This is a genomic window from Bordetella sp. 02P26C-1 (genome assembly GCF_009763255.1).
Taxonomy (GTDB): Bacteria; Pseudomonadota; Gammaproteobacteria; order Burkholderiales; family Burkholderiaceae_B; genus Bordetella_A.
In genome coordinates, this window is sequence record NZ_WSJB01000005.1 from 44071 (window position 1) to 55913 (window position 11843).

The 11843-nt window shown below is 61.2% G+C and carries 9 protein-coding genes; 7 read left to right on the forward strand and 2 right to left on the reverse strand.

The features are described 5' to 3' along the window. The first annotated feature begins 33 nt into the window (after nucleotides 1–33). The 7 genes from GOQ28_RS03505 to GOQ28_RS03535 all read left to right on the forward strand — a co-directional run bounded on the left by GOQ28_RS03505 (nucleotide 34) and on the right by GOQ28_RS03535 (nucleotide 8367). A complete protein-coding gene (locus GOQ28_RS03505) occupies nucleotides 34–1461 on the forward strand; it encodes a dihydroorotase (protein ID WP_160355444.1) in 1428 nt (475 codons plus the stop codon). An 8-nt stretch (nucleotides 1462–1469) separates the two neighbouring features. After that, nucleotides 1470–1790 carry a hypothetical protein gene (locus GOQ28_RS03510; RefSeq protein WP_160355445.1) on the forward strand — a complete coding sequence of 107 codons (321 nt, stop codon included), beginning with the start codon at nucleotides 1470–1472 and terminating at the stop codon, nucleotides 1788–1790. Beyond that, a complete protein-coding gene (locus GOQ28_RS03515; RefSeq protein WP_160355446.1) occupies nucleotides 1787–2761 on the forward strand; it encodes a CobW family GTP-binding protein in 975 nt (324 codons plus the stop codon). The genes GOQ28_RS03510 and GOQ28_RS03515 overlap by 4 nt, the downstream gene beginning before the upstream one ends. 17 nt (nucleotides 2762–2778) lie before the next feature. Beyond that, on the forward strand, nucleotides 2779–3777 hold the full coding sequence (locus GOQ28_RS03520) for an asparaginase (RefSeq protein ID WP_160355447.1): 999 nt from the start codon (nucleotides 2779–2781) through the stop codon (nucleotides 3775–3777). Between the two features lie 206 nt (nucleotides 3778–3983). Then, nucleotides 3984–4658, forward strand: a complete 675-nt coding sequence (locus tag GOQ28_RS03525; RefSeq protein ID WP_160355448.1) for a GntR family transcriptional regulator — start codon at nucleotides 3984–3986, stop codon at nucleotides 4656–4658. Between the two features lie 180 nt (nucleotides 4659–4838). Continuing rightward, a complete protein-coding gene (locus tag GOQ28_RS03530) occupies nucleotides 4839–6164 on the forward strand; it encodes an aspartate aminotransferase family protein (RefSeq protein ID WP_160355449.1) in 1326 nt (441 codons plus the stop codon). A gap of 226 nt (nucleotides 6165–6390) precedes the next feature. After that, a complete protein-coding gene (locus tag GOQ28_RS03535; RefSeq protein WP_160355450.1) occupies nucleotides 6391–8367 on the forward strand; it encodes a DUF945 family protein in 1977 nt (658 codons plus the stop codon). A 143-nt stretch (nucleotides 8368–8510) separates the two neighbouring features. On the opposite strand, the gene gcvP is transcribed toward GOQ28_RS03535, so the two are convergent. Together gcvP and gcvH are read right to left on the reverse strand one after the other, a co-directional pair. Continuing rightward, a complete protein-coding gene (gene gcvP / locus GOQ28_RS03540; RefSeq protein WP_160355451.1) occupies nucleotides 8511–11384 on the reverse strand; it encodes an aminomethyl-transferring glycine dehydrogenase in 2874 nt (957 codons plus the stop codon). 60 nt (nucleotides 11385–11444) lie between these two features. Further along, complete coding sequence (gene gcvH, locus GOQ28_RS03545) at nucleotides 11445–11822, reverse strand: glycine cleavage system protein GcvH (protein ID WP_160348711.1); 378 nt, start codon at nucleotides 11820–11822, stop codon at nucleotides 11445–11447. Between the last annotated feature and the right edge of the window lie 21 nt (nucleotides 11823–11843).

Below are 11843 nucleotides of genomic sequence, written 5' to 3' on the forward strand. Positions count from 1 at the left end.
CGACTGGCTGTTGTATTTTTTGAGAATTGATCAATGTTTGATCTCATCATTCGTTCAGATCGCGTAGTGACGCCGCATGGCGTTGGCGCACACGACATCGCCATCCAAGGCGAGAAAATTGCCGCTGTCGGTGCGTATGGCAGCTTGTCTCCGAAAGAAGGCGGCCGGCTCATCGATGCATCGGGCAAGATTGTGATTCCGGGCGGCATCGACCCGCACGTGCATTGCAAATGGCACGTCCCCAATGTCGACGGCACGGCCGGTTTGTCTGATCCCCCAGACGTGGTGAGTCGCGCGGCACTGCATGGCGGCACGACCACGATTATCGATTTTGCCCGTTGGACACATGGCAACACCATCCAGGGCACGATCGAAAAGCGCGACCGGGATTGGATCGGCCAAACATACTGCGATTACGCCTACCACGTGATGGTTGAAGGCGCATTGCCGCCGGATATCTTCGGGCAGATCGCCGAAACCATTCAGGCGGGCTATCCGACGATCAAGATCTTCACCACCGATATTCGCCCGTCGACGCGTGGCCGGATGGTGGACTTCGGCGATATCTGGGAAGTCTTCAAAGTCCTTGCAGCCGAAGGCGGCATGGGTGTGATTCACGCCGAAGACAACGACATCGTCATGCACATGTACGACAAGCTGATTCGCGAAGGGCGGGTCGCCTTCGAGAACATGGCCGAAGTGCACAACACGTTGTCTGAAGATCTGTCGTTTCGCCGGATCATCCGCTTGGCCGAGCAGGTGCCCGGCACGGCGCTCTACATGATGCACGTCAGTGCCGCCACGGGCACCGCCGCCATACGTGAAGCGCGCGCCAAGGGCCTGCCGATCTATGGCGAATCGCTGCATCAGTACATGCTCTACACCAGCGAAGACTACAAGCGTCCGAACGGTCAGATGTATCACACTTATCCGTCACTGAAGTCGCAACAGGATCAGGATGCACTGTGGGCAGGCACGTTGGATGACACGATCCACGCCATCGCCACCGACGAGATCTGCTGCTCGTTGGCCACCAAGACCCAGGGCGTGCGTATCGATGATACGACTGGCGGTAATGCCGCGGTCGAACCGCGCGTGTCACTGATGTACACCGAGATGGTCGAAAAGCGCGGCTATCGTCTGGAGAAATTCGTGGATCTGGTGTCCACCAACGCGGCCAAGGTGTTGGGCTTGTATCCCCGCAAGGGCGCCATCGCCGCGGGCAGTGATGCCGACATCGTGGTGCTCGACCCCGGTCTGCGCCGCAAGCTCGATGCCAAGGAACTGCACGAAACCGACTATTCCCCGTGGGAAGGCCGTGAAGTCGCGGTATGGCCCTCGCTAACCGTGTTGCGCGGTCAAATCGCGGTTGAAGACGGTGCGTTCCATGCACGCCCCAGCGGTCAATATCTGCCCCGCAAGATCGATCCGTCGATCCTCAACGGCGGCACGAAGCTGTAGAGCGCGCGATGCACGAAAGCGAGCTTTTGCGTCGATTGCATGCCTTGCTGGCAGGCAGCGTCGCGTTGTGGAATCTGGACGATGTCGAACTCTCCGACTCGGGCGAAGGCACGATCGAGATCAGACGCGCGGATGGCTTCACGGTGAGTGTCACGCAGACACCGCCGGCCATGCGCGACATCGCACGCTGGTCGGTCAAAAGCTCGCTGGGCACATCGCGTCTTTGCAGTTCGGTGCTGGGTGTGGTTAGCGTGGTGAGCGAGATGCTTGGCGTCACACAAAGCCAACGGGTGCCGCTACGCGTGGGCGTCATGGGAGTCGCAGCATGACGCCGGTCACGCTCTTAACGGGATTCCTGGGCAGTGGCAAAACCACGTTGTTGTCGCGCCTGTTGTCCAGCGATGATTTTCGCGATACGGCCGTCATCGTCAACGAGTTTGGCGAGGTAAGCCTGGACCACGAGATGATCCGTAGCGCCGACGAGACGGTCATTACCCTGGGTAATGGCTGCCTCTGCTGTCGTTCGTCGTCGGATGTGGCGCGTGCCCTGGACGATTTGCGTCGCCGCCGCGAGGCGGGCGAGGTCGCATTTCAACGCGTGATCATCGAGACCTCGGGTCTGGCCGACCCGGTGCCCTTGCTGCATGCATTAAGCAGCGATCTGGTCTCGGCCATGAACTTCGTGTTGTCGCGCGTGGTGACGGTTATCGATGGCGTGGCCGGACTGTCTACGTTGGAAGGATACGAAGAAGCGCGACGCCAGGTCGGCATGGCCGACATCGTGCTCGTGTCCAAAACCGATCTGGCGGACGACACCACGAGCGTGCGCGCCCTGGTGTCGGCGCTGAATCCGACCGCCCTCGTGATGGATGCTCGGAGCTGGTCGGGACAAACGCCTGAGCGCGTCGAACCACGAGCCAGGCCCGCTGCCGCGCCAGCGCTGCACACGCATGGCTATCGCTCGATCAGCCTCGTGCGCGAAAAGCCCTTGAGCGCCGCCGTCGTGCCGCTGTTCCTGGAAGGACTGGCCACGCATTTAGGCGACAAGCTGCTGCGTCTGAAGGGTTTTATCGCGCTGGCGGAATGTCCCGATAAACCGATGGTCGTGCATGCGGTCCAGCATATGGTGTTCAGCCCGCAATGGCTGCCTCAATGGCCCAGCGACGATCAACGCACGCGCATCGTACTCATCGGCCACGATCTCCCGACCGATTGGCCCGAACTATTGCTAGAGGCGCTCGAAGCCGAGGTGCAAGTTGTCACCCAAGAGCGGCTCAATCCAACTCAGCAAGCGATATAAAACAGGATGGTTCTACGATGAATAAACCTTTAGTCGCCGTAATCGGCACGGGTGGCACAATTTCCTCGGTGGTGGATGATTCGCTGGATGTGCTGAACTACCCGGACATCAGCCGCAAGATGGACTCGGCCGAGGCCATCGCGCGTATTCAAGAAACCGAGCGGTTTGCCCAATATGTGACCCTGCCGTTTCGCGCTGTCGGCAGCTCGGCGATTTTGCCGTCGGATTGGATCGAACTCGCGCAGTTGATCATGCGTACGGCGCAAGAGCGCCCCGAGATTCGCGGCTTTGTCATTTTGCACGGCACAGCGACGATCGAAGAGACCGGGTATTTCCTGAACCTGGTATTGAAGACCGACAAGCCCGTCGTGCTGGTAGGCGCACAACGGCCGGCCAGCGCGGTCAGCAGCGACGTCAATATGAACGTGCTGGCCGCCGTGCGCACGGCGATCGACGAGCAAGCCATTGGGAAAGGCGTATTGATCGTGTTGAATGACGAAATTCATTCGGCCCGTGACGCGACCAAGACCTCGACCTACCGGCTTCAGACGTTCCGCAGCCATGATTTCGGCTTGCTGGGTCATGTGGATGGCGACCGCATCGAGTTCTATCGCTCGCCGGTGCGCAAGCACACCTTGGAGAGCCCGTTCGACATCAGCGAGATCTCCGTGTTGCCGCGCGTTGACATCGTTTACTCGTACGCCGGCGCGGACGCAACGGCCGTGGACGCCTTTGTCGCCGCCGGCGCAAAAGGCATTGTCTCCGCCGGTCTGGCCCCGGGGATACCTGCCCCGCTGGAGCGCAAGGCACTCGAACGCGCGGCTGCCTCCGGCGTGCTGGTAGTGCAATGCAGCCGCGCCGGCAGCGGCCGTGTCGCGCGCCGTCAGTATCTGTGTGATCAGGGCATGTTGGGTTCGGACAATCTCAACCCGCAAAAGGCCCGGATTCTGCTCGCGCTGGCGCTCACCAAAACCAATGATCCTGATAAGATTCAGGCGTTTTTCGAAATGCTGTAGAGCTCTGCACGATTTGTGAAGACCTCTTGGTGTAGTGGGACCCGCCTGGCGCTTTGGCGTCCACCGACATCGATGGCTTTCGATGTTCAACGGATATCGCTAAAAGCCGAATCTCTAGTGTGATCTCTCGCGATTGAGGAAATAAAGTGAAAACTGCGCAGTCAGGGACGAGGACCCGAAGGTCGTCGACGCAAAACCGTGGCTCATTGCGAACGTTCCCTGTTGCAAAGCTCGACACAGTCCTGCGCGAGAACTTATCGACACACGTGGAGCGTCATATCCGCCAAGCACTGCTGGCGGGTCATTTCGCGCCGGGTGACCGGATTTCGCTAATCTCGATCGCAGAGACGCTCGGAACCAGCGTCACGCCGGTGCGCGAGGCGATCTCGCGCCTGGCCGCCGCGCAGGCGCTGGAACTCGTGCCCGGCGCGATCGCGCGGGTGCCTGCCTTCGACGCGCATCACTACGAAGAGCTGCGCGACATCCGTCTGGCCGTCGAATGTCTGGCCGTCGAACGCGCCGCCCTGCGCGTCACGAAGCGCGAGTTAACGCAGATCAAGCGCGCCCTGAACGGTTTTCTCGCAGCCTCGCAAAGCGACGAAGTCGAGAAAATGCTTTTGGCCAGCCGCGACTTTCGCTTTTTGATCTACGAGGCATCGAAGATGCCGGCGCTAGTGCGCGTGATCGAAGACCTGTGGTTGCGCACCGCGCCCTCTTTCCGCCTGATGTATGGGTTCCGCACACGCGACGAAGAGCTCGAGCAAAGCTATTCGAAATTATTCCAGGCGCTGGAGAACCACGATGCGACCGAGGCGCGTCGGATAGCCGAACATACCGTGGTCGTAGGCGCCTCGCGCCTGATCGCCATGGTCGGCTCTTGATTTCGACGGTGAAAGCGGCGACAGTATCTGTACAGTATTAGCTAATCTTCCAATACAGTTAGGAAGAATTACGTTGACTGTATATTTTCATCCTGCCGTTGCCCGGCCAGAATGGAAGCCGTTGTACCACGCACGTCAGACGATTGCGTGGCGGCACATTGATCAACCTGGAGCAAGACCATGAACGCCCCCGCCGAGCTGCCCGATCTGTCGCATCTTTGGATGCCCTTCACCGCCAACCGCCAATTCAAAAGCCAGCCGCGCATGCTGGCCGGCGCCAAAGGGATGTACTACACCTCGGTCGATGGCCGCCAGGTGATGGACGGCACGGCCGGGCTATGGTGCGTGAACGCGGGGCATTGCCGCGAAGAAATCGTCCAGGCCATTGCACAGCAGGCAGGCGAGATGGACTATGCACCCGGCTTCCAGCTGGGTCACCCTCTGGCATTCCAAGCCGCGACCGCCGTGGCCGAGATCATGCCCGAAGGCCTGGACCGCGTATTTTTCACGAACTCCGGTTCGGAATCGGTCGATACCGCGCTCAAGATCGCCCTGGCCTACCACCGCGCGCGCGGCGAGGGCCAACGTACTCGCTTGATCGGTCGCGAGCGTGGCTATCACGGCGTGGGATTCGGCGGCATTTCGGTGGGCGGGATCTCGCCCAACCGCAAGACGTTCTCCGGCGCATTGCTGCCGGCGGTGGACCATCTGCCGCACACCCATAACCTGGAGAAGAACGCCTTCTCCAAGGGTCAGCCGGCCTGGGGCGAGCATCTGGCCGATGAGCTCGAGCGACTCGTCGCCCTGCACGATCCGTCCACGATTGCCGCGGTCATCGTCGAACCCATGGCGGGTTCCACCGGCGTGCTCATTCCGCCCAAGGGCTACCTTGAACGCCTGCGCGCGATCACGGCGAAATACGGGATTCTGCTGATTTTCGACGAAGTCATCACGGGCTACGGCCGCCTTGGTGCCGCGACCGCGAGCGAATTCTTCGGCATCACGCCGGATCTGATCTGCATGGCCAAGGGCGTGAGCAACGCCGCAGTCCCAGCGGGCGCGGTGGCGGTCAAGCGCGAGGTCCATGACGCGATCGTCAATGGCGTGGCGGGCGGAATCGAGTTCTTCCACGGCTACACGTATTCGGCTCACCCCCTGGCCGCGGCCGCGATTATCGCCACGCTGGACTTGTACAAGCGCGAAAGCCTGTTTGCCCGCGCGCGCGAAATGTCGGCGGCGTTCGAAGTGGCCGCGCACGGCCTGCGTTCGGCGCCCAATGTCATCGACATCCGCAACCTCGGCCTGGTGGCTGGCATTGAGCTCGCCCCGCGCGAGGGCGCCCCCGGCGCGCGCGCGACCGAGGTGTTCCAGAAGTGCTTTGATAATGGTCTGATGGTCCGCTTTACCGGTGACATCATCGCCGTGTCGCCTCCGCTCATCATTGACGAAACGCAGATCACGGAGCTCTTTAGCAAGCTCAACGACGTGCTGCACAGCGTGGCATAAAAGGAAGTGGCGCAGCGGCATCGCTAGCGATGCCGCTGCGCGCCTCACCGCGAGTCTGGTCGCGGTGCTTATAGCCGCATGCAACGTGCGCGTATACAGCCAGTAACTCCCGCGAAAACACCGGCTCCCCACATCTCGTTATACTCCCCGCGGGGCTGACGATGCCCTCGACTGGATAGCTGGCTTGCGCCGATCCAGCGGTAAGCAACGTATAACGGAAAACGAAATGAAAAAGGCAGTAGGGATCACCACCGGAGTGGTCGTTGTCGCCGTCGCTGGTTGGCTCGGCGCGACCTGGTACACCGGCAAACGCATCGAGGCCGAAGCACCGGCGCAAGTGACGCGGCTCAATAAGGAGCTGGCTCAGGCGCTTGCCGGCACGGGGCACGGCCTGTCGTTCGAACAGATCTCCTACGACCGCCATTTCTTTACCACCGATGTTCGGTATGTGGTCAAACTGAGCGAACCCGCCGACGACGACACGCTGCCTGAAAACCTGCTGGAAATCGCGGGAAAAATCGAACACGGGCCATTCGCCAAGGGCTCGCTGGCACGTGGCCATTGGCTACCCAAGCTCGCCTTTGTGCACACCGAACTGGCGGAAAACGAGTTCATCAAGCCCGTGCTCGAGTTGACCCAGGGTGCCTCGCCCGTGACTAGCGATACGATCTTTGCGTACAACGGCGATGCGGAAATCACCTCCTCCATCGTCCCCATCGAATTCGCGAAAGACGAGCAAAGCATCAAGTTCAGCGGCGCGCAAATGCAGGGTACTTACACCCGCGCCACGCAGCATATCGTCGGGTCCTCGACGATGGGTAAGCTGTTTTTGCACATCAATGATGAAGACGAGACCGTACAGATCGACATCGATGGCCTGAGCATGGAGATCGATACCCGCGCGGGTAAGTGGGGTCTGGGCGTCGGCACCTCCGGCATGAAGATCGACCGCATGGCGTTCGACGCGAAGCCGCGCGCGCTGGACGCTGCCACGCCCGGGCAAGGCCCCGAGGAGCATGGCTCGAATGTCGTGATCAAGGAACTGAGCTATACAGGCTCGTTAGGCGAGACCGGCGATATGCTCCATGGCGCCGCCGACTACAAGATCGGCCAGGTTTTGGTCAATGGCAACGATTTTGGCCACGGGTCTGTCAGCATCAAAGTAGATCGCGTCGATGGTCCGGCCTCCAAGGCCCTGACCGATTTTTATAACGAACTGCTCAGCGAATCCTCGGATGACACTGTTGCCAGCTCGCCCAACGAGGCCCGAGTCACCGAGGCGACCAATCAACTCATCAAGCTGTTGGCGGCCAAGCCTACGCTGCGCATCGAGCCGGTGATCTGGGAAACTGCCAAGGGGCAAAGCCGCCTGGACCTGGCCGTGGACCTGACCAAGCCGGAAGGGTTGAACCCCGGCCAGGCGCTGCCGTCCGATTATCGTCAATTGGTTCAACAGGCCATTGCACTCATCGATCTGAAGATCAAGCTGTCTAAACCCATGATGCAGGATGTGCTGGCGCAGTATCTGCAAAACGAGGGCGAAGACGCCGCGGTCGCTGCGGACGAAGCCGCCGGACAGATCGACTCGCTGGGCGGCCTGGCCGAGATGTTCGGCATCGCCAAGGTGCAAGGCGAAGACCTGGTGGGCACGTTCCGCTACGCTGAAGGCAAGGCTGACCTCAATGGCGAGGAATTCCCCGTCGAAGATTTGTTCGAAAATCTATTAGGGGGCCTGGGCAGCAACGATGAGGAAATGGTTGGCGACGATAACGCAATGCTCGAGACGCTGGATCCCACGGTCATCGGCGAGATCATCGAGAGCATGGGTTACGACTACCAGTTGGGCGCCACCGACGACGGCGCGCCCGTGGTGAAGGTCGATGGCAGTGACGAAGGCGCCGAGAGCATCACGATCGCGTTCAATGACTGCGAAACCTCCTCGGCGTGCAGCGACATGTCCTTGCGCGCGACGATCAAGACGCCGCATGCAGTGTCGATGCGTGCGCTGAATGATTGGAATCAGGAAAATCGCATGGCGCGCGCCTATTGGGATGCCGACAAAAAAGTCGCCGTCCTGGAAATGGATGTGAACGCCTATGGCGGTATCGGTGCGAGTAATGTGCAGTATTCGCTAGCCGTCTTTTTGGCCAGCGTGACGGATTTCGCCGACACGATGAACGCCGCGGCAGACAAGAAGTCGTAACCTGGCGCCAGCCTTCCGGCTGACCTAGCAAAACGCCCGTCGAAAGCGATTTCGACGGGCGTTTTATTTAGCGACGATCACAGCGATGAAAGCGGCCGCGTGACAAAGCGAGCCTTCTATCGCTGCGTCAGCGTGCGATCAGATCATAGGTAAGCCTCGATCGGCAGGCACGCGCAAACCAGATTGCGATCGCCATACGCGTTATCCACGCGCGCGACGGGCGGCCAGTACTTGGTCTGGCGCAACGAGGCGACCGGATATGCGGCCTGCTGACGCGGATAGTCGTGATGCCATTCTTCCGCGAGCAACATCTGCGCCGTGTGCGGCGCGTTCTTCAGCACGTTATCGTCGCGGTCGCGTTCGCCGCGTTCGATCTGCGCGATCTCTTCACGGATGGCGATCATCGCATCGACAAAGCGATCCAGCTCGTCCAGGCCCTCCGATTCGGTGGGCTCGACCATCAACGTGCCAGCGACCGGGAAGCTCATCGTGGGCGCATGAAAGCCATAGTCCATCAGACGCTTGGCGATATCCTCGGCGCTCACGCCGCTGGTTTCTTTCAGCGGACGCACGTCCAGGATGCACTCGTGCGCCACGCGGCCGTTACGGCCGGAGTAGAGCACGGGATAATGCGCGCTCAGGCGCGATGCCACATAGTTCGCGTTCAAGATCGCTACTTCGGTCGCGCGACGCAAACCCTCGGCGCCCATCAAGGCGATGTAGGCAAACGAGATAGGCAGAATGCTGGCCGAGCCATAGGGCGCGGCCGACACCGGACCGACATTCGCATCGGCGCCAAGCTTGCCCTGTGCGTTCACCACGCCCGGCAGATAGGGCGCCAGATGCTCGCGCACCGCCACGGGACCCACGCCCGGGCCACCACCGCCGTGAGGAATGCAGAAGGTCTTGTGCAGGTTCAGGTGCGACACATCCGAGCCGAACTTGCCCGGCTGCGCCACGCCCACCATCGCGTTCATGTTAGCGCCATCGAGATACACCTGGCCGCCTGCCTGATGCACGAGGTCGCAGATCTCGGTGATCGTTTCTTCGAACACGCCGTGCGTGGAAGGATACGTGATCATCAGCGCCGCGAGGCGATCACCCACCTGCTCGAGCTTGGCGCGCAGATCGGCGATATCGACGTTGCCGTTATCGTCCGAAGCCACGACGACAACGCTCATGCCCGCCAGTTGCGCCGAGGCCGGGTTGGTGCCGTGCGCGGAGGCCGGAATCAGGCACACGTCGCGTTGCGACTGGCCACGCGCGCGGTGATAGCCGCGAATGGCCAGCAAGCCGGCATATTCGCCTTGGGCGCCGGAGTTCGGCTGCAGGCTGATGTCGTCATAACCGGTGATTTCGCACAGCGCCGCGGACAAGCGCTGCACCAGTTCGCGATAGCCCTCGGTCTGGTTCTGCGGCGCAAATGGGTGGATCTGCGCGAATTCGGGCCACGTGATGGGGATCATCTCGGCCGTGGCGTTGAGCTTCATCGTGCAGGAGCCCAGCGGGATCATGGTGCGATCCAGCGCCAGGTCCTTGTCGGCCAGCTTGCGCAGATAGCGCAGCATGTCGGTTTCCGACTTCACGCTCGAGAACACGGGGTGCGTCAGGATCGCGCTCTCGCGTTGCACAGACGCCGGGATACCGCCTGCCGCCACGGCGTCCAGCGCCGCGATGTCCAACGCGACCTCGTCGGTTTCCAGGCCCGCGGCGAACACATTAACGAGGGCCTGCAGATCGGCGGCGGTGACGGTCTCGTCCAACGAGATGGCCAGACGCGCGCCATCGACACGGCGCAGGTTGATATGCGCGCACTCGGCTGCCGTCACCAGCGCCGGCGTCGCGGGGCCGGTTTCAAGCAACAACGTATCGAAGAAAGTGTCGTTGACGACCTTGATACCCATCTGCGTCAGGCTGTGGCGCAGGATGGCGGTGTAACGCTGCACACGGTTGGCGATGCGGCGAATGCCTTCGGGGCCGTGCCAGACCGCATAAAGGCCTGCCATGACCGCCAGCAATACCTGGGCGGTACAAATATTCGAGGTCGCCTTCTCGCGACGGATATGTTGTTCGCGCGTTTGCAGGGCCAACCGCAGCGCCGGGTTGCCCTGGGCGTCTTTCGACACGCCCACCAGGCGGCCGGGCATATTACGCTTGTACGCGTCCTTGCACGCCATGAAGCCGGCATGCGGGCCACCAAAACCGAACGGCACGCCAAAGCGTTGCGAAGAACCGATGGCGATGTCGGCGCCCCACTCTCCCGGCGACGTCAGCAGCGCGAGCGCCAGCAGGTCGGTGGCGCAGGCCACGACCGCGCCTTGTGCGTGCGCCTGTTCAGCCAGCGCGCGATAGTCGGCGACCGAACCCAAGCTGTGGGGATATTGCAGCAACACGCCAAAGCATTCGGGCAAGCCTTGCGCTTCGTCGGCCACCGTGATCTCGATACCAAGGCCCTCGGCGCGCGTACGCACGACTTCGATGGTTTGCGGATGGCAATGCACCGAGACGAAAAACACCGGGCTTTTCGACTTGGAACCGCGGCGAGCCAGAGTCATGGCTTCAGCGGCGGCGGTGCCTTCGTCGAGCAACGAGGCGTTGGAGATATCCAGCCCGGTCAGGTCCGCCACCATGGTCTGGTAGTTCAGCAAGGCCTCCAGGCGGCCCTGGGAAATCTCGGGCTGATACGGCGTATAGGCGGTATACCAGGCCGGATTTTCCAGCACATTGCGCAGCACCACGTTGGGCGTTTGCGTGCCGTAGTACCCCTGGCCGATATAGTTGCGGAAAACTTGGTTGCGGCTGGCGATGGCCTTCAATTCGGCCAGCATGGCCGGTTCGCTCAGCGAATCCGGCAGATTGAGCGGCCCTTTGCTGCGAATCGCGGGAGGCACGACTTCGGCAAGCAAGGTGTCCAGGCTATCGCAGCCCACGGCGGCGAGCATCTTGGCCTGATCGTCGGTCGACGGACCAATATGGCGGGGAACGAAATCGGAATGGGTATCTAAAGCGCGCGACATGAGGAATCTCGGTACGGAGAAAGCGTCATGCGGGCCGATCGCCCGCATGACGTCAGCGGGTCAGCTGTTGGCGACGGCTTCGTAGCCGGCGGCGTCGAGCAACTGGTCGACATCAGCCGCGTTGTCCGGCTTGATCTTGTAGATCCAGGTGTTGAATGCCGCTTCGTTGATCAGGTTGGGCGTGCCTTCGAGCTCTTCGTTGAACGCGACAATTTCGCCCGAGACCGGGGCGTAGATGTCGGAAGCGGCCTTGACCGATTCGACCACGCCAGCGGTGTCGCCGGCCTTGAGCTTGGCGCCGACGACCACGTCGCCGACAAAGACCAGATCGCCCAGCTGTTCCTGGGCGGTATCGGTAATGCCAACGGCGTAGACATCGCCATCGGCGAGCACCCATTCATGGGACTCGGTGTATTTACGATCGGTGGGCAGGCTCATGAAAAGCTCCTAGTAGTTTGG